Origin of the sequence: Nocardia violaceofusca NBRC 14427 (assembly GCF_963869435.1) — a bacterium.
In the GTDB taxonomy this organism is placed as follows: domain Bacteria; phylum Actinomycetota; class Actinomycetes; order Mycobacteriales; family Mycobacteriaceae; genus Nocardia; species Nocardia aobensis.
Genome location: NZ_CAWMPM010000036.1, coordinates 55,827 through 76,266 on the forward strand (window position 1 = coordinate 55,827; position 20,440 = coordinate 76,266).

The 20,440-nt window shown below is 68.9% G+C and carries 19 protein-coding genes; 11 read left to right on the forward strand and 8 right to left on the reverse strand.

All coding sequences use genetic code 11. The features are described 5' to 3' along the window. Positions 1-66: 66 nt before the first annotated feature. On the forward strand, positions 67-1,437 hold the full coding sequence (locus AC5592_RS27620; RefSeq protein ID WP_063065917.1) for a dipeptidase: 1,371 nt from the start codon (positions 67-69) through the stop codon (positions 1,435-1,437). A 25-nt stretch (positions 1,438-1,462) separates the two neighbouring features. On the opposite strand, the gene AC5592_RS27625 is transcribed toward AC5592_RS27620, so the two are convergent. Continuing rightward, positions 1,463-2,107, reverse strand: a complete 645-nt coding sequence (locus AC5592_RS27625; RefSeq protein WP_036497758.1) for an MBL fold metallo-hydrolase — start codon at positions 2,105-2,107, stop codon at positions 1,463-1,465. 191 nt (positions 2,108-2,298) lie between these two features. Between AC5592_RS27625 and purS the strand changes: the two genes are divergently transcribed. Further along, positions 2,299-2,535, forward strand: coding sequence for a phosphoribosylformylglycinamidine synthase subunit PurS (gene purS, locus AC5592_RS27630; protein WP_030517414.1), 237 nt, complete (start codon positions 2,299-2,301; stop codon positions 2,533-2,535). Beyond that, complete coding sequence (purQ, locus tag AC5592_RS27635; protein WP_036497761.1) at positions 2,532-3,218, forward strand: phosphoribosylformylglycinamidine synthase subunit PurQ; 687 nt, start codon at positions 2,532-2,534, stop codon at positions 3,216-3,218. Before purS ends, purQ begins: the two co-directional genes overlap by 4 nt. 12 nt (positions 3,219-3,230) lie before the next feature. Here purQ and AC5592_RS27640 read toward each other — a convergent pair whose 3' ends face one another. Beyond that, positions 3,231-4,373 (reverse strand): Glu/Leu/Phe/Val dehydrogenase dimerization domain-containing protein, encoded by a 1,143-nt coding sequence (locus AC5592_RS27640; protein WP_036497819.1) that lies wholly within the window; start codon positions 4,371-4,373, stop codon positions 3,231-3,233. Positions 4,374-4,713: 340 nt separating this feature from the next. Between AC5592_RS27640 and AC5592_RS27645 the strand changes: the two genes are divergently transcribed. Next, positions 4,714-5,712 (forward strand): LysR family transcriptional regulator, encoded by a 999-nt coding sequence (locus AC5592_RS27645; protein WP_051024189.1) that lies wholly within the window; start codon positions 4,714-4,716, stop codon positions 5,710-5,712. 21 nt (positions 5,713-5,733) lie between these two features. Here AC5592_RS27645 and AC5592_RS27650 read toward each other — a convergent pair whose 3' ends face one another. Beyond that, positions 5,734-6,801 (reverse strand): substrate-binding domain-containing protein, encoded by a 1,068-nt coding sequence (locus tag AC5592_RS27650; RefSeq protein WP_063065918.1) that lies wholly within the window; start codon positions 6,799-6,801, stop codon positions 5,734-5,736. A 45-nt stretch (positions 6,802-6,846) separates the two neighbouring features. On the opposite strand from AC5592_RS27650, the gene AC5592_RS27655 reads away from it, so the two are divergent. Continuing rightward, positions 6,847-7,281: a MarR family winged helix-turn-helix transcriptional regulator gene (locus tag AC5592_RS27655; protein ID WP_036497765.1), complete on the forward strand. Its 435-nt coding sequence runs from the start codon at positions 6,847-6,849 to the stop codon at positions 7,279-7,281. A 69-nt stretch (positions 7,282-7,350) separates the two neighbouring features. Then, on the forward strand, positions 7,351-8,679 hold the full coding sequence (locus AC5592_RS27660; protein ID WP_063065919.1) for a M18 family aminopeptidase: 1,329 nt from the start codon (positions 7,351-7,353) through the stop codon (positions 8,677-8,679). Here AC5592_RS27660 and AC5592_RS27665 read toward each other — a convergent pair. Then, positions 8,649-9,944 carry a glycosyltransferase 87 family protein gene (locus AC5592_RS27665; protein WP_232329581.1) on the reverse strand — a complete coding sequence of 432 codons (1,296 nt, stop codon included), beginning with the start codon at positions 9,942-9,944 and terminating at the stop codon, positions 8,649-8,651. The two genes, AC5592_RS27660 and AC5592_RS27665, sit on opposite strands and share 31 nt — an antisense overlap. Positions 9,945-10,104: 160 nt before the next feature. Between AC5592_RS27665 and purL the strand changes: the two genes are divergently transcribed. Continuing rightward, entirely contained in the window at positions 10,105-12,399 is a 2,295-nt protein-coding gene (gene purL / locus AC5592_RS27670; protein WP_063065920.1) for a phosphoribosylformylglycinamidine synthase subunit PurL, read from the forward strand. 30 nt (positions 12,400-12,429) lie between these two features. On the opposite strand, the gene AC5592_RS27675 is transcribed toward purL, so the two are convergent. Further along, entirely contained in the window at positions 12,430-12,711 is a 282-nt protein-coding gene (locus AC5592_RS27675; protein ID WP_063065921.1) for a YiaA/YiaB family inner membrane protein, read from the reverse strand. Between the two features lie 139 nt (positions 12,712-12,850). Between AC5592_RS27675 and AC5592_RS27680 the strand changes: the two genes are divergently transcribed. Genes AC5592_RS27680 through AC5592_RS27690 form a run of 3 tightly spaced genes read left to right on the forward strand, consistent with a single transcriptional unit; the run spans position 12,851 to position 15,705 of the window. Then, positions 12,851-14,608 (forward strand): alpha/beta hydrolase, encoded by a 1,758-nt coding sequence (locus tag AC5592_RS27680; protein ID WP_063065922.1) that lies wholly within the window; start codon positions 12,851-12,853, stop codon positions 14,606-14,608. 55 nt (positions 14,609-14,663) lie between these two features. Beyond that, entirely contained in the window at positions 14,664-15,359 is a 696-nt protein-coding gene (locus tag AC5592_RS27685; RefSeq protein WP_084507298.1) for a CPBP family intramembrane glutamic endopeptidase, read from the forward strand. Continuing rightward, positions 15,319-15,705 carry a sterol carrier family protein gene (locus AC5592_RS27690; protein WP_036497768.1) on the forward strand — a complete coding sequence of 129 codons (387 nt, stop codon included), beginning with the start codon at positions 15,319-15,321 and terminating at the stop codon, positions 15,703-15,705. The genes AC5592_RS27685 and AC5592_RS27690 overlap by 41 nt, the downstream gene beginning before the upstream one ends. A 21-nt stretch (positions 15,706-15,726) precedes the next feature. On the opposite strand, the gene AC5592_RS27695 is transcribed toward AC5592_RS27690, so the two are convergent. Further along, complete coding sequence (locus AC5592_RS27695; RefSeq protein ID WP_063065923.1) at positions 15,727-17,004, reverse strand: YhgE/Pip domain-containing protein; 1,278 nt, start codon at positions 17,002-17,004, stop codon at positions 15,727-15,729. Between the two features lie 175 nt (positions 17,005-17,179). Here AC5592_RS27695 and purF point away from each other — a divergent pair, with 175 nt between their 5' ends. Beyond that, positions 17,180-18,784 (forward strand): amidophosphoribosyltransferase, encoded by a 1,605-nt coding sequence (purF, locus tag AC5592_RS27700; protein WP_036497769.1) that lies wholly within the window; start codon positions 17,180-17,182, stop codon positions 18,782-18,784. Positions 18,785-18,899: 115 nt separating this feature from the next. On the opposite strand, the gene AC5592_RS27705 is transcribed toward purF, so the two are convergent. Both AC5592_RS27705 and AC5592_RS27710 read right to left on the reverse strand, forming a co-directional pair. Beyond that, entirely contained in the window at positions 18,900-19,523 is a 624-nt protein-coding gene (locus tag AC5592_RS27705) for a TetR/AcrR family transcriptional regulator (protein ID WP_063065924.1), read from the reverse strand. After that, positions 19,510-20,376, reverse strand: coding sequence for an alpha/beta fold hydrolase (locus tag AC5592_RS27710; protein ID WP_063065925.1), 867 nt, complete (start codon positions 20,374-20,376; stop codon positions 19,510-19,512). Before AC5592_RS27710 ends, AC5592_RS27705 begins: the two co-directional genes overlap by 14 nt. Between the last annotated feature and the right edge of the window lie 64 nt (positions 20,377-20,440).

Consider the following 20,440-nt stretch of genomic DNA (forward strand, 5'->3'; position numbering starts at 1 on the left):
GAATTCCGGCCCGCGCCGCGCCCGGCGCCGATGCCGTCGATCCGGGAAGGGGGATAGGTTGGGTATATGACCGACGAATCTCGGACGGCGGCCCTGCGCGAACAGGTGCGCGCCTTGATGCCGCGGGCGAAAGCCGATCTGGCCCAGTTGGTTTCGTATCGGTCCGTGGCCGATGCCCGGCAGTTTCCGCCGGAGGAATGTCATCGGGCGGCGCGATGGGTCGCCGACGCCTTCGCCGACCTCGGTTTCACCGACGTCGGCTTGCACGAGACGCCCGACGGTAGCGAGGCCGTCGTGGCCCGGTATCCGGCTCCGCCCGGCGCTCCCACGGTGCTGCTGTACAGCCACTACGACGTGCAGCCGCCGGTGGACGAGGCCGCCTGGGAGACGCCGGTGTGGGAGCTCACCGAGCGCGACGGCCGCTGGTACGGGCGCGGCGCGGCCGACTGCAAGGGCAATATCGTCGTCCACCTGACCGCCCTGCGGGCGTTGCGGAACACGCTGGGGGACAAGGGTTATCCGGTCGGCATCACGCTGGTCTGCGAGGGCTCCGAGGAGCAGGGCACCGGCGGTCTGGAGGAATTCGTTCCGCGGCACGCGGACCTGCTGCGCGCCGACGCACTGCTGATCGGTGACTGCGGTAATTTCGCGGCGGGCGTCCCGACCTTCACCCAGACCCTGCGCGGAAACGTGAACGTGCTCGTCACCGTCGAAACCCTCTCCGGCCCTCTACATTCCGGCATGTTCGGCGGGGCCGCTCCGGATGCCGTCGCCGCCCTGATCCACCTACTCGCGACGCTGCGGGACGAACACGGGAACACCACGGTGGACGGGTTGGCGGCCGATCAGGTCTGGGACGGCGCGCAGTATCCGGTCGAGCAGTTCCGGGTCGACGCCGGCATCCTCGACGGGGTGCAGGTGCTGGGCAGCGGCGGTATCTCGGACATGCTCTGGGCGCGCCCGGCCCTGACCGTACTGGGCATCGATGTGCCGCCGGTGGTGGGATCGGCGGCGGCCGTCCAGCCGAGCGCGCGGGCCCGATTGAATCTGCGGATCCCGCCCGGCGTCGATCCGGCTCCGGCATTGAAAGCCCTTACCGCGCATCTGGAATCGCATACGCCATGGGGTGCGCGGGTGCGGGTCGAGACCGAGGGCACCGGTGCGCCGTTCCGGTCCGGGACCGGCGGCCCGGCGCGGCTGGCGATGGAGGACGCCTTCGCCGCCGCCTACGGCCGCACCGCCACCACGCAGGGGCAGGGCGGTTCGATTCCGCTGTGCAACGTCTTCGCCGAGACCTATCCCGACGCCGAGATCATGCTGCTCGGCGTCGAGGAGCCGAAATGCCTCATCCACGCCCCGAACGAGAGCGTCGATCCCAGCGAGATCGAGCACGTGGCGCTGGCGGAGGCATTGTTCCTGTCCTCGTATACGCGGTGAGGGGTTCGAGGACCGGAGGCGCCCGCTAGAAGGTCTTGTTGTCCTCCGGCTCGATGAGCGCGAATTCGGTGTCGGCCGGGCGCATTTCGGACAGGCGGCCGAAGTAGATGCCCTGTGCCTCCGGCGCGATGATGCCGTAGTGGATGGGGACGGCGGTGCGCGGCGCCACGGCGCGCAGATAGTCCACCGCCTCGCTGATCTTCATCCACGGCGCGACCGCCGGCACCGCCAGCACTCCGACCGATACCGGCGGCACCCACAGCGAATCGCCCGGGTGGACGAACTGTGCCGGATCGTCGGCGGTGCCGAGCTGGAAGACGGTGTTGTCGACGACCGGCAGCTCCGGATGGATCACCGCGTGCTTGCCGCCGCCCCCGGTGATCTGCAGATCGCCGATGGTGACGATATTGCCCGCGTGTACGGCCTGCCACGGTTCACCGCGCTGCTGTGCGGTTTGCGGATCGCTGAGCAGGCGGGCGCTCGGATTCGCGTCGACCAGGGCCTCGATCCGGTTGGGATCGATGTGGTCGGGATGCTGATGGGTGATAGCGATCGCGTCGAGACCCGTGATGCCTTCGAAGCCGTGCGAGAAAGTGCCCGGATCGAACAGGATCTTCGTGCCGTTCAATTCGACGAGGACGCAGGAATGACCGAAGTGGGCGATGCGCATGGATTCACGCTATATCCCCCGGCCGCAGCGTGGGCCGAGGCGGGCAGCATGCGTGATCACGGAGGGCCGCACGGAGGCCGGCCGACAGGCGCTGTGACGTCCCTCGCAGGGGCCGCGGCCCGGCGCGGCGCCCGGGAGTAGCCCCGATTAAGCTGTTGTGGTAATCCCCCCACCAGCTTGAGGAGCAACGCGTGGCACGAGTTGTGGTCGAGGTGATGCCGAAGGCCGAGATCCTGGATCCCCAGGGTCAGGCCATTGCCGGCGCGCTCGGACGCCTGGGTTTCCCGGGTGTGTCGGATGTGCGGCAGGGCAAGCGGTTCGAGCTCGACATCGACGACAGCGTCAGCGATGCCGAGCTCGAGAAGATCGCCGAGGCCCTGCTCGCCAACACGGTGATCGAGGACTGGAAAGTGGTGCGGCTGCCGTGACCAGCTCTGCGCGAATCGGTGTCATCACCTTCCCCGGCACGCTCGACGACGTCGACGCGGCGCGCGCGGTCCGGCTGGCCGGCGCCGAAGCGGTGAGCCTGTGGCATGCCGACGCCGACCTCAAGGGTGTCGACGCGGTGGTGGTGCCGGGCGGATTCTCCTACGGCGACTATCTGCGCGCCGGTGCCATCGCCCGGTTCGCGCCCGTGATGGGCAAGGTCGTCGAGGCCGCCGGCAAAGGTATGCCGGTGCTGGGAATCTGCAACGGTTTCCAGGTGCTGTGCGAGGCCGGACTGCTGCCGGGCGCGCTGACCCGCAACGAGGGTCTGCACTTCGTCTGCCGGGATCAGTGGCTGCGGGTGGAGTCCACCGCGACCGCGTGGTCCTCGCGCTACGACGCGGGTGCGCAGATTCTGGTCCCGGTGAAGAACGCCGAGGGCCGCTACCAGGCCTCACAGGCCGTGCTCGACGAACTCGAGGGCGAGGGCCGGGTGGTCTTCCGCTATGTGGGCGGCAACCCCAACGGTTCGCAGCGCGATATCGCCGGTATCGCCTCGCCGAACGGTCGCGTCGTCGGTCTCATGCCGCACCCGGAACACGCCACCGAGCCGCTGACCGGGCCGAGTGACGACGGACTGGGAATCTTCCTGTCGGTCCTCGACAGCCTCGTCACCACGGCCTGATCGGGCCGACGCTCAGGGAATCACGACCGCGCCGGTGGCCGGTGCCGGGTCTTCCGCCCAGCGTCGGCCGGTCTCGCGCGGTGTGATGCCGTCGTCGGTCCAGGCGGACAGCAACCGCGCGACCTTGGTGTGCATGGTGGTGCGCAGGCGATCGAAGGACGTGTCCGGCACGTCGTCGACCTCACCGAGCAGCAGCCACCACGCCCAGGCCACCGCACCGGCATTGGCGACGAAGTCCGGCAGTACCGGAACGCCGCGGGCGGCGAGCATGGCCTCCGCCTCCGGGGTGGTGGCGGCGTTGGCCGCCTCGACGACGACGCGGGCGCGCACGTCGAACGAGTTGTCCGGCGTGATCGCATACGAGATGGCCGCGGGGACCAGAATGTCGACCTCGGCGGACAGCACCGCGGTGCGTGGCAGCTGCTCGACATCGGCCGGCAGCCGGGAGCGATCGATCTCGCCGTAGTCGTCGCGCAGCTCCAGGAGTGCCGGGATATCCAGTCCGCCCGCCCGGTGCAGGGCCCCGGCCGCATCGGCCACGGTGGTGACGCGCATACCCGCCTCGTGCAGGTAGTAGGCCGCGGCGCCGCCCATCGTGCCGACGCCCTGAATCGCGACCGTCGTCTCGGCCGGCATCCGGCCCCAGGAGACGGCCGTGGCGAGGCAGGCGTGCGCGACACCGTAGCCGCCGATCACATCGCCCAGCAGGAAACCGCCCTCGACCGCCGCGTTCAGGCCGTCGCGGACCCGTTCCAGGGTGGCGGCCGGATCGGCGGCGCGGCGGATCGCGGCGTGATAGCTCTGGCCCAGGCCCAGCTTCTCGAAGATCTCGTCGATCAGATGCTGCGGGACGCCCAGGTCCTCCGCGGTCACCCAGTGCGCGTCGATCCACGGGCGCATGGCCTCGCAGAATCGCTCCAGTACGCCGACGGCGCGCGGATCTTTCGGGTCGAAGTCGATACCGCCCTTCGCGCCGCCGATCGGCAGGTCGAAGGTCGCGGTCTTGGCGGCCATCCCGCGCGCCAGATCCTCCACCTCGCTCAACGTGCAGCCGGCGCGCATGCGGGTGCCGCCCGTGGCCAGTCCGCCGCGCAGGGTGTGGACGACGAGGTAGCCGACGGCACCGGTGGCCGCATCGGTCCACTGCAGTCGCATGTACGGCTCGGGGCGGCGGATCGCGGGGATGACCGGGGCGGTCTCGGGCACCGCCGGGACTGTGGCGGGCACCGCCGGGGTGGCCGGTGCGGTGTCCTCTGCCGGGTTGTGGATCGTCGTCACGGCGAACTACCTCCTGCGCGTTCGGATGTCCGACCACCACCCGCGGGACACGTCGAGTCGCGCTGTCGGCGTCCGGACCTCGTCGTCCCGGCTGGTGATTCGCTGCCCCCAGACTGCGTCCTGCCCGGTCACACGTCTATTTACGGTTCGTTCACGGCATCGTTCAGTGCTCCTACACAGCGGTGGCCGAGCCCGGGAACCGCTTACGCTCGATGCCATGGATCTGTCGCTGCCCCGACTGCGCATGCTGCGCGAGCTCCATCGGCGCGGCACGATCACCGCGGCCGCGAGTGCGCTGCACTACACGGCGTCGGCGGTGTCGCAGCAACTCGCGCAGTTGGAGCGGGACGTGGGGCTGCGCCTGTTCGAGCGGCGCGGACGCCGGCTGCAGCTCACCGATCGCGGGGTGCTGCTCGCCGAGCACGCCGAGGAGATCCTCGCCTCGGTGGAGCGGGCGACACAGGCGCTCGAGGAGTCCGGGGAGTCGGTGTCGGCGACCCTCACCGCCGGAGTGTGGGCCTCGGTCGCCTCGGGGCTGCTGCCCGACGCGCTCACCGCGCTCGCCCGCGCCCACCCGGGCATTCTGGTGCGGACCAGGGAACTCGCGCCGGAGGCGACGGCCGCCGCGGTGCGCGACGGCACTCTGGACCTGTCGTTCGTGCTCGACTATTCGAATTATCCGATGACCTGGGACCGCGGTCTGGAACGTGCCGTCATCGCGGTCGAGCGGCTCTACGCGGCGGTTCCGGCCGGAGCGGTGCCGGCGCGGACGGCGACGTTGGCGGATCTGGCCGAACATCCGTGGATCCTCGCGCCCGCTCGCTCCCATTTCGGTCATGCGGTACGGCTGGCCTTCCAATCCGGCGGGGTGGAACCGCGCATCGACCACGAGGTGGAGGAGCAGTCGACCGCGATGGCGTTGGTCGCGGCCGGATTGGGCGTCACGCTGGTCTCGGATCTGGGGCTGGCGTTGCGCCCGGCGGGCGTGGATATCGTCGGACTCGGCGAGGGGCTCACCAGGACCGTCTCGCTGGCCTACCGCACCAATACGGCACGCCGGGCGGCGCTGCTGTTCGTCGTCAACGCGGTCCGGGCCGCCGCCGTCGACAAGGGACTCGGTCCGGACCGGCCGTTGCTCGCCGCGCCGGGCCCGGAAACCGTTGCGCCACCGAATGATTCGGTCGAGATCACCCACAAGGCGCTCGGGCTCGAGTGAGCCGGGCGCCGGTGCCCGGCGTCAGTAGAGAGTGTCCAGAATCCGCAGGTCCACGCCCTCCGCGCGGGCGATCAGGCTGGGCGGGCGGACCACGTGATTGTCGCGGTACATCCGGGCACCCGACGGCGTCTCCAGCACCACCCCGTCCTCGAGCGCGGCCCGCATCCGCGGCACCTCGAGGGAGCCGACCGCATGGGCCATCGCTCGCAGCGTGTGCAGCGCCTCGTAGGCGGTGTTGCCGAAGTAGGTGAGTTTCGGCGCGAAGCGGCCGTGCATGTGGTGGTAGCGCGCGAGCCGGTCGGGATCGGCGTTCACGTTCGGGAACAGACTGGACGCGACATAGAGATCGGTGTTGGCGCCGGGACCGGCGGCGAGCAGGAGTTGTTCGTCGACGACCGGGCTGACCCGCAGTTGCGTCGCGGCGCGGCCCATCGCGGTGAACTGCTGATTGAACCGGACCGCGTCCATCCCGACCAGCAGCATCACGATGCCGTCGACCCGGTCCAGCAGCGGATCGGTGAGGATCGATCCGAAGTCCCGGGTGCCCAGCGGCACGTAGCGCTCGTAGTGGACGGCCTCGCGGTACGCGGCACGGACGTCGCGACCGGTGGCCACCGGCCAGATGTAGTCGTTGCCGATGATCGCCCAGCGCCGGGTGCCGAATTCCCGCGACAGCCACCGCATGGCCGGCAGGATGTGGCCGCTGGGCGCCTCGCCGATCATCACCACCTCGGCCGGTTCGTTCGGCAACTCCTCGTAGACGTTGGCGAACAGATAGGGGACCCGCCCGCCGGTGACCCGGGCAACCGCCTGGCGTACCGCCGAGATGTGCCAACCGGTGATCGCATCGACCATTCCGGTGGCCAGCAGCGCCGAGACCTCGTCGGCGACCTCGGCCGGACTGCGGCCGCCGTCGATGGTCGTCACCCGCACCTGGCGGCCCAGAATTCCTGTGCCACTGTTGATTTCTTTTGCGGCCAAGGAAATCGCGGCTTCACAGGACGGCGCGACAATTCCGACGGGGCCCTGCAGCGGGACGATATTCAGTACCTCGACCACTTCGTCCGGGCTCTCGCCGAAGGAGAACATTCGGTACCCTTCTTCGTATCCGAGCGAAATGATGGGGCGGAGAATATGTCGACCATTGTAAGTGGCGTCGCCACGCTGCACGGGGCGCTGCGCGCTGCGGAACGCGGTTGGCTCCGGCACCTCGACGCGGCACTGTGTGCCAGGCAGCTGACCGCCGACCAGTGGGCCATGCTGTCGAATCTGTCCGACCGCTCCGGCATCACCATGAGCGAGCTGGCGGTTCGCGCCCAGCTACCGCCCTCGTCGGCCACCCGCCACGCCGACGCTCTGGCCGAACGCGGCCTGATCTTTCGAATTGCGGCCGAGGATGATCGCCGCCGCATTCTCATCGGTTTGACCCACCGCGGCAAGGATCTGGTGGATTCGGTGCGCGAGCAGGAGTCACTGGCCGAAGAGGAATTGCGGAAACGAATCGGCGCGCGAAATCACGCGGAATTGCTCCGGCTACTCGAGTTGATGGTCGAGACGCAGTCGGAGTGATCCCGTTCGGGGGGCGACGGCCGACTCGGCAAAAATACGGCAATTCCGGCAGCCGTTAGGATCGCCGGTATGCCGGTCTCCACCACCGCGACGGCCTCCGGGCTGTGCGCCTTCGTCGATGCCTCGCCGTCTCCGTTCCACGTATGCCGCACCGTGGCAGCCGAATTGGCGGGCCACGGATTCACCGAACTGCCCGAGCCCCGGCCGTGGCCCGAGGCGAACGGGGCAGTGGGCCGCTACTTCGTGATCCGCGGCGGATCGCTGGTGGCATGGGCCGCGAAGAACACCGATCCGGCCGGGGCGTTCCGGGTGGTCGGCGCGCATACCGACAGCCCGAATCTGCGCGTCAAACAGCATCCCGATATGGCCGTCGCGGGCTGGCAGATGATCGGCCTGGAACCCTACGGCGGCGCCTGGCTCAATTCCTGGCTGGACCGCGATCTCGGCATCTCCGGCCGGCTCACCGTGCGCGAGGGCGACGGGCTGGGGCAGCGGCTGGTGCGCATCGACGATCCGCTGGTGCGGGTGCCGCAACTGGCCATCCACCTGTCCGAGGACCGCCGCGGGGTGACGCTGGATCCGCAACGCCATGTCAACGGTATCTGGGGGCTGGGGGAGCGGCCGCGTTCGTTCATCGCCTACGTCGCCGAGCAGGCCGGGGTCCCCGCCGGCGACGTGCTCGGATGGGAACTGATGACCCATGACCTGGAACCGAGCCGGGTGGTCGGGCGCGATCAGGATCTGGTGAGCGCGCCGCGGCTGGACAATCAGGCCACCTGCTATGCCGGACTGCACGCGTTCCTGGCCGCCGCCGACCGGGACGGCGACGTCACCCCGGTGCTGGCGATGTTCGATCACGAAGAGGTCGGCAGCCAATCCGACCGCGGCGCGCAATCGGATCTGCTACCCGCGATCCTGGAGCGGATCGTGCTCGCCCGCGGCGGTGGTCGCGCGGATTACCTTGCGGCACTGGCGGGTTCGATCTGCGCCTCCGGCGATATGGCCCATGCCACCCATCCCAACTATCCGGACCGGCACGAGCCCTCGCATCGCATCGAGGTCGGCGGTGGCCCGGTGCTGAAGGTGAACCAGAATCTGCGCTACGCCACCGACGCGGTCGGCGCCGGAGCCTTCGCCCTGGCCTGTGCGCAGGCCGGCGTCCCGTTGCAGCGGTACGTGCATCGCGCGGATCTGCCGTGCGGTTCGACCATCGGCCCGATGACCGCGGCGCGCACCGGCATGCCGACCGTCGACGTGGGTGCACCGCAGCTGGCGATGCATTCGGCCCGCGAACTGATGGGCGCCGCGGACGTGCACTCCTATTCGGCGGCGCTGGCGGCCTTCCTCACCCCGGCGGGCCGCGTCGCTCACGCCGAATCGGACACCGCGGGCCGGTAGGCGATCGCCGCGATCACCAGGGCGGCGAAGGTCACCAGCACATAGCTGCTGCCGATGATCTGCTGCCACCACGCCCAGCGCAGTTCGCGGTCGGCGTTGTGCGGCAGCACCCACTGCGGGCCGACCATGAACAGCACGGTGACAGCGGCGGTGACCGCGATCCACATCCGCCGCCGCCGTGCCGCGCGCCCCGGTGTGTCCGGGGCGTCCGCGGCCGGCATGCGGGCGATCAGGTCGCCCGCGACCAGGAGCGCCGGGGCGACCCACACCCAGTGGTGCGACCACGAGACCGGCGAGACCAGCAGGACCGCGGCCGAATTGACCAGCAGCGCGGATACCTGGTGGCCGGCGTCGAGCAGCCGCTTCATCCAGAGCGCGGCCAGCCCGATCGCGATGAGCGACAACCCGATCCAGATCCCCGTCGCGGCCGCGTCGGAGACGCCCAGGCGGAATGCGAAACCCTTGAGCGACTGATTGCCGGCGTACTGCGGCGGCCCGATGCGACCGGTATCCATCAGCGTGTGGAACCAGTATTCGGTGGAATCGTGCGGGAACAGCAGGAATGCCAGCGCGATCGCGCCGATCGCCGAGGCGATGAGGGTCAGGCACGCCCGCCAGTCCCGGCGCAGCAGGAAGTACAGCAGATAGCCGGCCGGAATCAGCTTCACCGACACCGTGATTCCGATCAGCATGCCGCGCGGCCAGAACGGTTTGCGCACCAACACGTCGAGCGCGACGGCCGCCATCAGGATCAGATTGATCTGGCCGAAGTTGTAGGTCTGGCGCACCGGTTCGGACAGGCCGAGTACGGCGAGCGCCCCGATCAGCAGAATCACCCGGGTGGAGCGGTCCATCCCCGGCCGCACCCGGACCAGCACCAGCCACAGCGTGACCGCCAGGCTCGCCATCGAGGTGAGCAGCACCAGCCATTCGGCGACGGCGAGCGGCATCAGCGCGAGCGGCGCGAAGAACAGCGCGGCCAGCGGCGGATAGGTGAACGGCAGCCCGATGCCCTCGACCTTGGGCATCGGCCCGTACAGGTCGCCGCCGTCGAGCCACGTGTGCGCGCCGTTGCGGTAGACCTGGAGATCGATGTAGCCGGTCCAGATGTGGGTGGCCCAGGAGACGATCGCCGAGACGACGAACAGGGCGATCGCGATCATGAGCAGCCGTCGCTGCCGAGTCGTCAGCCCCCCGGTGGACCGCGCGGACGACGTGGTCGCGGGCAGTTCGTCCGGATCCGCGACCCTGGATCGATCGTTCACCGGCTCAGCGTACCGGTGAACAGGTGCTGGCTGGTCGAGGTGGGTTTGGCACCCACTAGACTGTCCTCGACTCCCCATCCGCGTGCATTCCGTCTCTCACTCCAGCGTCGGAGCTCGTAGCTGCACGTTTGCCCGGCCGAAAGGACCTAGGTAGCCCACCGTGACTGTCCACGTCGACACCGTCAGCGCCGCCGCAGCCACCCCGGATACCCCGCAGCCGTACAAGGAGCTGGGTCTCAAGGACGACGAATACGCGCGCATCCGCGACATTCTGGGCCGCCGCCCCACCGATGCCGAGCTGGCGATGTACTCGGTGATGTGGAGCGAACACTGCTCCTACAAATCCTCGAAGGTGCATCTGCGCTACTTCGGCCAGACCACCACCGACGAGATGCGCGCCTCCATGCTGGCCGGTATCGGCGAGAACGCGGGCGTGGTGGACATCGGTGACGGCTGGGCGGTCACCTTCAAGGTGGAAAGCCACAACCATCCCTCCTATGTCGAGCCGTATCAGGGTGCGGCCACCGGCGTCGGCGGCATCGTGCGCGACATCATGGCGATGGGCGCGCGGCCGATCGCTGTGATGGACCAGCTGCGCTTCGGCGCTGCCGACCACCCCGACACCCGGCGCGTGGTCGACGGTGTGGTGCGCGGTGTCGGCGGCTACGGCAACTCCCTCGGCCTGCCCAATATCGGCGGCGAGACCGTGTTCGACGCCTCCTATCAGGGCAATCCGCTGGTGAACGCGCTGTGCGCGGGTGTGATGCGGGTGGAGGATCTGCACCTGGCCTTCGCCTCCGGCACCGGCAACAAGATCGTGCTGTTCGGCGCGCGGACGGGTCTGGACGGCATCGGCGGTGTGTCGGTGCTGGCCTCGGACACCTTCTCGGGTGACGAATCCGGTTCCGGCCGTAAGAAACTGCCCAGTGTGCAGGTGGGTGACCCGTTCGCCGAGAAGGTGCTCATCGAGTGCTGTCTCGAGCTGTACCACGCCGGACTGGTGGTCGGTATCCAGGATCTCGGCGGCGCCGGATTGTCCTGTGCGACATCGGAGTTGGCGGCGGCCGGCGACGGCGGTATGCGTATCGACCTGGACAAGGTGCCGCTGCGCGCGGCGAATATGACTCCCGCGGAGGTGCTTTCCAGCGAATCGCAGGAACGCATGTGCGCGGTGGTGACGCCGGACAACGTCGAGGCGTTCATGGCCGTGTGCCACAAGTGGGATGTGCTGGCCACCGTGATCGGCGAGGTCACCGACGGCGACCGCCTGGTGGTGAACTGGCACGGCGAAACCGTGGTGGACGTGCCGCCGCGCACCGTCGCGCACGAGGGCCCCGTCTACGAGCGCCCCGTGCGGCGCCCCGAGGAGCAGGACGCACTGGTCGCCGACACCACCGCCGGGCTGGCCCGGCCGAAGTCCGGCGACGACCTGCGGGCCACGCTGCTGAAGCTGATCTCCAGCCCGCAGCTGTGCAGCCGCAAGTGGATCGTCGAGCAGTACGACCGGTACGTGCGCGGCAACACGGTGCTCGCCGAACACGCCGACGCGGGTGTGATCCGCATCGACGAGGAGTCCGGCCGGGGCATCGCGCTGGCCACCGACGCCTCGGGTCGCTACACCAAACTCGACCCGTACACCGGCGCGCAGCTGGCGCTGGCCGAGGCCTACCGCAATGTCGCCAGCACCGGCGCCACCCCGAAGGCCGTCACCAACTGCCTCAACTTCGGTTCCCCCGAGGATCCCGGCGTGATGTGGCAGTTCCAGCAGGCCGTGCGCGGCCTCGCGGACGGCTGTGTGGCCCTGGGCATTCCGGTCACCGGCGGCAACGTCAGCTTCTACAACCAGACCGGTCAGACCGCGATCCTGCCGACCCCGGTGGTCGGCGTGCTCGGCGTCATCGACGATGTGCACCGGCGCATTCCGACCGGATTCGGCACCGAACCGGGTGAGACGCTGATTCTGCTCGGCGAGACCCGCGACGAATTCGACGGATCGATCTGGTCGCAGGTCGAGCACGAGCACCTGGGCGGTGTGCCGCCGCGGGTGGACTTCGCCCGCGAACAGTTGCTCGCCGAGGTGCTGACCGCCGGTTCTCGCGACGGAATGATCAGCGCCGCGCACGATCTCAGCGAGGGCGGACTGGCCCAGGCGGTGGTCGAAGGGGCGCTGGCCGGTGAAACCGGCGTCCGCATCCTGCTTCCCGAGGGCGACGACCCGTTCGTCACGCTGTTCTCGGAATCGGCCGGACGCGTCCTCGTCGCGGTGCCGCGGTCGGAGGAGACGCGTTTCACCAAGATGTGCACCGCCCGCGAACTGCCGTGGGTGCGCATCGGCGTCGTGGATCAGGGCTCGGACTCGGTCGAGGTGCAGGGCCAGTTCTCGATCACGATGGACGAACTGCGCACCGCCCACGAGGGCACGCTGCCCGCGCTGTTCGGCGCCACCGCGAAGTGACCCGATGCGGACCGCGGCGCCGCGGTCCGCTCACATCCGGAACGGATCGTGCTCGGCCATCAGCTTTTCCACGCGGGCCTCGTCGATGCGCTGATGCACGCGTGCGGATTCGAACCGGTCGCGGATCACCTTGGCGAGGGTGAAGGCGCTCGAGACCATGAACAGCGTTGTCATCAGCAGGAACCCGCGCTGCCAGATGTCCGGCGGCAGATAGACGATGCCGGCGGTGGCGGCGACGAAACTGACACCGAAGGCGATCGCGGCTTGGGCCAGGAATGCGGGGCTGCTCTTCTGCTGGGTGGAAGTGCTCATACCCTCGAGTCTGCGGTCCGGGGCCGCGGGGATCGTGCGTAGAACTACTCGAGTACCCCGGGTAATTCCCGTCGTAGCAGTTGTTTGCCTCACGTGGCGAGTTCCCCGATTTCCGCACGCCGACCGCCATACTTGACGGGTGCTCGATACCGCCGAGACTCTCACAACGCTGCGTACGCGCGGCGTTGTGGTCTATCGGCGAGGCCAGCGGCTGTTGCGACGGCTCGAGGACGACATCATCGCGCTCAATTACGTCGGACTCGTCACCGCGACAGTATTTTTCGCGTGGTCGGTGACACCGTCGCTACTGCCGCGCGACTGGTTGTTCCAAGGCCTGATCAGCGGCCTCAACGCCGCCATCGGCTACGGCGTGGGCTGTCTGCTGGAGTGGGGTTTCCGCAGACTGATCCGGCCGCGCTTGCGTTTTCGCACACCGTCGCTGCGGATTCGCTACGCGGTGAAGGTGACGATCCTGACGATCTGCCTGCTCACCGCGATCTACATGCTCGTCCTCTCGGCCGACTGGCAACGGCAGATCTACGAACTGATGGATATGGAGGGCACCACGCGCGCCGCCTATCTGCGCACCGGTGGGCTCAGTCTCGCGGTCGCCGCGCTGGTGGTGGCGATCTACCGGACGGCGCGGTGGATCGTGCGGTTCTTCGCCCGGCTGCTCAGCCGCTGGGTGCGAGTGCCGCCGCAGCTGGCTCCGAGCGTCGGCGCGATCGTGCTGGCCGTGGTGGCGGTGCTGCTGTTCAACGGTGTGCTGTCGGAGGCGTTCTTCACCGTCGCCAATTCGGCGTTCAGCGTGCGCAACGACAAGATGACGCCGTACGCGGTGCAGCCGACCGACCCCGGGCGCTCCGGCAGCCCCGCATCGATGGCCAAATGGGACACGCTCGGTTCGGAGGGGCGATGGTTCGTCTCGCACGGACCCGATGCCTTCCGGATCGGCGCGGTGACGGGTAAGCCCGCGCGCGAACCGGTCCGGGTCTACGTCGGCCTCGGCTCGGCGGGCGAGGGGCAGACCCAGGAGCAGCTGGCGGTCGCCGAACTCGAACGCACCCACGCCTTCGACCGCAAGGTGCTGGTCATCGTCACCACCACCGGAACCGGATGGGTGAACTCGGCGTCCGCCGGTGCGCTCGAGTACATGTACGGCGGCGACACCGCGATCCTGGCCTCGCAGTACTCCTATCTGCCCAGCGTGCTGTCGTTCCTCGCGGACCGGGAGAAGGTCGCGGTGGCCGGGAAGAAGATGTTCGACGCGGTGTACGCCGCCTGGTCGGCGCGGCCGCCGCAGTCGCGGCCGAAACTACTGGTCTACGGGGAGAGCCTGGGCTCGCAAGGCTCGGAGGCCGCCTTCGACGGGCTGGCCGATCTGCGCGCCGAGGTGGACGGCGCGCTGTGGGTGGGACCGCCGAATTCGAATCGGCTGTGGAAGCAGTTCGTCGAGCGCCGCGATCCCGGCACCCGCGAGGTGGAGCCGATCTACGCCGACGGCCTCGTGGTCCGCTTCGCCTCCGGCGCACCGGATCTGGCGAAACCGTCACCGGAATGGCGGCATCCGCGCATCGCCTATCTGCAACATCCCTCCGACCCGATCGTCTGGTGGTCGCCGGATCTGATTCTCTCCCAACCGGATTGGCTCTCCGAACCGCGCGGCTCCGACGTGTCCACGCAGATGCGCTGGTGGCCGCTGGTCACCTTCTGGCAGGTCGCCGCCGACCTGACCAACGCCCAGGGCGTCAGCGACGGGCACGGCCACAACTACGGCACCCTGGTCCTCGACGGGTGGGCGGCCGTGCTGCCCCCGCCGGATTGGAATCCGCAACTGCAGGAGAGCATTCGGACCCAGCTCGAGCTGTCGGAAGCATTCGAACGCGCGGTGAAATGAGCGGCGTAGTCGTCACCGCCACGGCGGAGAACACGCACTCGCACGGTGTGGGTCGATGAGTCGCCGAGGCCTGGCACGCACCCTTCCGGCAGCCTGCGTCGCCCTGATGTGGAGCAATCTCGTGCTGCCGCGGCTGGGGTCGGGCATACGCGGCCGCACGCTCGCCAACGCCGTGTTCGCGACCGGATACGCCGCTGTCTTCGACGGCCGGCCGGAGTGGCTGTCCCGGCGCGGATTCGTCTGGGGCGCAGCCGCATTCGGCGCGGTCGGTGCTGCGTACGGCGCGGGCCTCGCCGTGCCGGGCATCCGCGATCGGATAGCGGGGGTCGCCGATCGTGCGCCGGAGGTGAGTACGGCCGAATGGGTCGGCCTGCACATTCCGGTGGGCACCGTCTACAGCGAGGAGCTGATCTTCCGGGGCACGCTGGATCGGCTGTTCGAGGATGCGGGGCCCGTGCGAAGACATTGCGGCGCACTGGTATTCGGCCTCTGGCATATTCTTCCGGCGCGCTCCGCAGGCGACAGCGTCCCGATGACCGTCGCCGTCACCACCGCGGGCGGCCTGCTCTTCTCGTGGCTTCGCCGCCGCACCGGCAGCGCGACGGCGCCCGCCCTCGCCCACCTCGCCCTGAATGCCGGCGGTGCGCTGGCCCCGCCGGCGGCCGCGGCGCTGCGCGGCCGGAGCCCGTCTCACCGCTACGCTCGGTGGAATGGCGCGACATTCGGCTGTGGACCCTGCTCAGGTGCGTGATTCGGTGGCAGCGGTCGGTGCGTGGCTGCGCGACGAGTCGGCGGCGCAGCCGGGGCGGTCCGAGCTGGCGGCGGCCGTGCGCGCAACCGCGCGCAGTCTGGCCGCGGCGGCGCCGGGCGCCTCGGTGGAGGTGCGGGTACCGCCCTTCGTGGCGGTGCAGTGCATCGAGGGTCCGCGGCACACGCGCGGGACGCCGCCGAACGTGGTGGAGACCGACGCGCGGACGTGGCTGTTGCTCGCGACGGGACTGCTCGATTTCGAGACCGCGGTGGAAACGGGCGCGCTGAGCGCCTCCGGAATCCGGGCGGGAGAGTTGGCCCGCTGGCTGCCGCTGGTGGCGCTGTGAATCCGGGGCGGCCTCGGTGAACTAGGCCGGGGCGGGCTCGGTGCGGTTGATCGGCTTGCGCTCCAATCCTTTTCGGTCGTAGAAGCGCGTCACGATCAACCCGAGCGCCACACCGATTCCGAGGCCGAGCACGGTCATCCAGAATCCACGGGTGAAACCGGCCGCGCCGTTGCCGTCGAAATACAGCAGCGAACGCACCGCCAGGAACACCTGATGCATGGGTTCGAAGGTGGCCAGCCAGCCCAGGTACTTCGGCGTCGCCTCGATCGGCACCGTGCCACCCGACGACGGCAGTCCCAGCACGATGAACAGGATCATGTTCACCAGCAGACCCGCCGAGCCGATCGCGGCCAGGATGGAGATACCGGTGAATCCGACCGCGATGATCGCGAGCACCCCGTAGAGATACAGGCCCAGCGGATTGTCCAGAGGCATCCCCAGCGCCGCGCCGATACCGAGCAGAATCGCGGAGACCACCACCGCGGCGACCGCCATGACCGCCCACTTGATCAACAGCGTGCGGAGTCTGGAGACCGGTGTGGCGGGATAGTGCACGTACCACGGCCCGTATTCGGTCGGCACGAACCCGAGGGCCGAGTCGATCATCGTGTGCACGATCATCGCGCCGAGCATGCCGGCCATCAGCAACAACAGTGCGTAGAAGAAGGCGGTCAGCCCCTGACCGGATCCGCCCGGCAGGGGGTGGAACTCCTGCACCAGGATCTCCAGCGGTTGCGCCAGCGTGAGGCGGGTCGCGCCGGACAGCTCGGGGGCGGGCGGGCCGCCCGGCGCCGGCGTGAGCTGAGCCCGCACCTGCTCGACGAGCTGCTGACCGACCTTGTCGTTGATCTGCGGCAGCGCCTGATTACCGAAACGCACCACGATCTGGGTGGCGTAGGTGCCCGAACGCGGATTGGTCATCAGGGTGATGATCGGACGCTCGATATCGCCCGGTATGACACTGCCCACACCCAGGATCCCCAGCCGCTTGCTGAAATCGCTGGGAATGACGACCGCGCCGTAGACCTGGCCGTTCTGCATCTGCTGCTGGGCCTCCGGCAGCCCGAGTACGCGCAGATCGATCTGATCGGCGGGCACGGCGGCACGCAGCCCGTCGGCGACCTGGTCGCCGAAGTTCACGTGTTTTTCCTGGCCGGGTGCGCCGAGCGTCTCGCCCACGTCCTGGTTGACCAGGGCGATCGGGAAGTCGTGCAGATTTCGCTGCGGATCGACGACGTAGTCGAGATACAGCAGGCCCAGCAACGCCGCCACCACTGAGAGGACCGCCACAGGGAACATCCATCGAAACGGAATCAGCCGCCGCAGATTTCGACTTTGTAGTGCGGTGTCGGTGCTCGCCACGGTCGAACCGTAGCAGCAAACAGCTCGCCACCCGGCGGATCCGGACGTGGGTTTCGCGCGGATGACCCGTAGAATGATGAGTGCCCCCCGCCCGACTAACAGGGAGCAAACGGTGACCCACGCCGATCTGTCTATCCCGAAGACCGCCGCAGGCCGAAACACCTCCGCAGTCGACGAGCCTGAGAACGAGCCCCGCGAGGAGTGTGGCGTCTTCGGCGTCTGGGCTCCGGGCGAGGATGTGGCCAAGCTCACGTATTACGGCCTCTATGCCTTGCAGCACCGCGGACAGGAGGCCGCCGGTATCGCGGTCGCCGACGGTGCGCAGGTGCTGGTGTTCAAAGACCTGGGTCTGGTCTCGCAAGTCTTCGACGAGCAGACGCTGGCGGCGATGCCCGGGCATATCGCCATCGGGCACTGCCGTTACTCGACCACCGGTTCCACCATCTGGGAGAACGCGCAGCCGATCTTCCGGACCACCGCGGTCGGCACCGGACTCGCGTTGGGACACAACGGAAATCTGGTCAACACCGCCGAATTGGCGACCCGGGCCCGGGAATTGGGTCTGATCAACGGCCGCCTGCCGGGCAGCGCGATCACCGCCACCTCGGATTCGGATGTGATGACCGCGCTGCTGGCCCATGCCGCGGCCGACAAGAGCATCGAGCAGGCGGCCATGGAGTTGCTGCCCACGCTGCGCGGCGCCTTCTGCCTGACCTTCATGGACGAGCACACCCTCTACGCGGCGCGAGACCCGCAGGGTGTGCGGCCGCTGTGCCTGGGCCGCCTCGACCGCGGCTGGGTGGTTGCCAGCGAGACCGCCGCACTCGACATCGTGGGCGCTTCGTTCGTCCGCGAGATCGAGCCGGGCGAACTGCTGGCGATCGACGCGGACGGGGTGCGTTCGCTGCGGTTCGCCAATCCCGAACCCAAGGGCTGTGTCTTCGAATACGTCTACCTGGCCCGGCCGGATTCGACGATCGCCGGTCGCTCGGTGCACGCCACCCGGGTCGACATCGGCCGCCGGCTGGCTGCCGAACATCCCGTCGACGCCGATCTGGTGATCCCGGTCCCGGAATCCGGCACGCCCGCCGCGGTGGGCTACGCCCAGGGATCCGGTGTGCCCTACGGCCAGGGACTGATGAAGAACGCCTATGTGGGCCGTACCTTCATCCAGCCCAGCCAGACCATCCGTCAGCTCGGTATCCGGCTCAAGCTCAACCCGTTGCGCGAGGTGATTCGCGGGAAGCGGTTGATCGTGGTCGACGACTCGATCGTCCGCGGCAACACCCAGCGCGCCCTGATCCGGATGCTGCGCGAGGCCGGGGCGCTGGAGATCCACGTGCGCATCGCCTCACCGCCGGTCAAGTGGCCGTGCTTCTACGGCATCGACTTCGCCTCGCCGGCCGAGTTGATCGCCAACGGCGCCGGACCGGAACTGGCGGAGGGCTCGCAGGATTCGGAAGCGGCCATGGTCGAGAGCGTGCGCCGTTCCATCGGCGCCGACAGCCTGGGCTATATCTCGCTCGATGGCATGATCGCCGCCACCGAGCAGCCGCGCACCCGGTTGTGCTGCGCCTGCTTCGACGGCAAATACCCGATCCCGCTGCCCGACGAGGCCGCCGTGGGCAAGAACGTGCTCGAGGGGATTCTCTCCGGTAAGCCGGAATCGGAACTGCTGGGCGAGAACGCCAACGCGAGCGCGCTCAGCCGCCCCTGAGCGGCACGGCTGACGTGGCCGGGCCTGTCGTCGTGGCGGCCCGGCGCGTTCGTCGAGGAACTGGCCGAATCGGCCTGTGGCGCAAGCGCATTCGCCGTCGTTCCGGTTCGCCGGCCTAGGGGCTCGGTGACGTGCTCGGCGGTGTGAGCAATCCGCCGACCATCATCAGAATGCACTGCTCGGCCTCGGCGCCGGCCGCATCCGGATCGTCGGCGTGCGCGACGATCATGCCCGCCTCGGTGACAGCGGCCAGAATCAATTGGGCCAGGGTACGGACCGGGACCGCGGGCGCGAGTCCGGACTCCACGGCCAGTTCCAGCTGATTCATGATCAGGCCGAGGCCGTGGCGCGCTTCCATCTCCCGCCAGCCCTGCCAGCCGAGTACCGCCGGACCGTCCGACATGGCGATCCGGACCGTTTCCGGGCGGCGGCTGATCACGAGGAAGGTGTGCAGGCCGGTCGCCATCGCGGCCAGCAGATCGGTCGGGTCGGGCAGGGTGTCGATCGCATCCCTGATCTCCTCGGTGTTGTCCGCCTCGAGCTGTTCCAGTACCGCGATGAACAGGCCACGCTTGTCGCCGTAGTGATGATGCAGCGCGCCGCGGGTGACACCGGCCGCGGCGACGATCTCTTCCGCCGACGCCGCGGAATATCCGCGTTCGGCGAACAGCCGCCGCCCGACCGCCTCGAGACTCGCCCGCGTCGCGCGTGATCTGTCCTCCTGGCTACGGCGTGGCATGCAGCCGAGTGAACTCCACGATCAACTGGCTGAGCAACTCGGGCTGGTCCTCGGCGATGAAGGTGAGCGAATCGTCGATCGTGCGCAGGGTGGCATCGGGCAGATCGTGTGCCAGCCGCTGCGCGAACTCGAGCCGGAACACCTTGTCCTCGGGCGCCCAGGCCAGCAGAACCGGCAGATCCCACTCGCCGAAACTGCGTGCGGCCGCGAGGGTGTGACGGTTGTGGATATCGCGCAGGAACCGGCGCAGGTCGGCGCGGATCGCCGCGGAGTTGCGGCTCGGCAGCAGATACGAATCCGCGATCTCGTGCGGCAGCGGCTGTTTCGTGACCAGCCCGTAGGCGATGGGCAGACGCTGCGCCGGCCGGAAACGCAGGCTCTGCAGAACCGCGGTGAGCAGGCCGGGCACGCGCGAGAGTCGCGGCAGCGGAGTGAACGGCTGCGGGAAGAACTTCTCGTAGGCGTCGCAGTTGGTGAACACCACGCGTCCGACGCGGCTGCGGTCGCGCGACAGCATGATCTGCGTGATCGCACCGCCGGTGTCGTTGGCCACCAGGGTGACGTCGGTGAGATCGAGTTCCCGCAGGAACGCCGCGATCAGGTCGGCCGCGCCGGCCGGGGACAGGTCGGCGGCGGGCATCGGCTCCGAATGCGAGCCGAACGGCCAGTCCGGGGTGAGGCAGCGATGCCCGGCCGCGGCGACGTCCGGCACCACCTTGCGCCACAGATCGGCGTTGACGAGCAGGCCGTGCACGAAGACCACCGGCGAACCGGAACCGGTGTCGTGATAGCGGATGCGGCCGCCCGGCACCGCGACGTGTCGAATCGGGCCGAGGCTGGTGCTGATTCCCATGACATGCCTTCCGGAGTGGGGGTGATGTGTTCCAGAGTTACCTACATACCGTATGTATGTCAAT

Excerpts from the sequence above, each read along its gene's own strand:
- AC5592_RS27685 (WP_084507298.1), top strand. The coding sequence starts at position 14,664 with ATGAGTCGCCGAGGCCTGGCACGCACCCTTCCGGCAGCCTGCGTCGCC.
- AC5592_RS27675 (WP_063065921.1), bottom strand. The coding sequence starts at position 12,711 with ATGAGCACTTCCACCCAGCAGAAGAGCAGCCCCGCATTCCTGGCCCAA.
- AC5592_RS27640 (WP_036497819.1), bottom strand. The coding sequence starts at position 4,373 with ATGCGACTGCAGTGGACCGATGCGGCCACCGGTGCCGTCGGCTACCTC.
- AC5592_RS27695 (WP_063065923.1), bottom strand. The coding sequence starts at position 17,004 with ATGTTCCCTGTGGCGGTCCTCTCAGTGGTGGCGGCGTTGCTGGGCCTG.
- AC5592_RS27645 (WP_051024189.1), top strand. The coding sequence starts at position 4,714 with ATGGATCTGTCGCTGCCCCGACTGCGCATGCTGCGCGAGCTCCATCGG.
- AC5592_RS27620 (WP_063065917.1), top strand. The coding sequence starts at position 67 with ATGACCGACGAATCTCGGACGGCGGCCCTGCGCGAACAGGTGCGCGCC.
- AC5592_RS27705 (WP_063065924.1), bottom strand. The coding sequence starts at position 19,523 with ATGCCACGCCGTAGCCAGGAGGACAGATCACGCGCGACGCGGGCGAGT.
- AC5592_RS27690 (WP_036497768.1), top strand. The coding sequence starts at position 15,319 with ATGGCGCGACATTCGGCTGTGGACCCTGCTCAGGTGCGTGATTCGGTG.
- AC5592_RS27660 (WP_063065919.1), top strand. The coding sequence starts at position 7,351 with ATGCCGGTCTCCACCACCGCGACGGCCTCCGGGCTGTGCGCCTTCGTC.
- AC5592_RS27650 (WP_063065918.1), bottom strand. The coding sequence starts at position 6,801 with ATGTTCTCCTTCGGCGAGAGCCCGGACGAAGTGGTCGAGGTACTGAAT.
- AC5592_RS27710 (WP_063065925.1), bottom strand. The coding sequence starts at position 20,376 with ATGGGAATCAGCACCAGCCTCGGCCCGATTCGACACGTCGCGGTGCCG.
- AC5592_RS27655 (WP_036497765.1), top strand. The coding sequence starts at position 6,847 with ATGTCGACCATTGTAAGTGGCGTCGCCACGCTGCACGGGGCGCTGCGC.
- AC5592_RS27625 (WP_036497758.1), bottom strand. The coding sequence starts at position 2,107 with ATGCGCATCGCCCACTTCGGTCATTCCTGCGTCCTCGTCGAATTGAAC.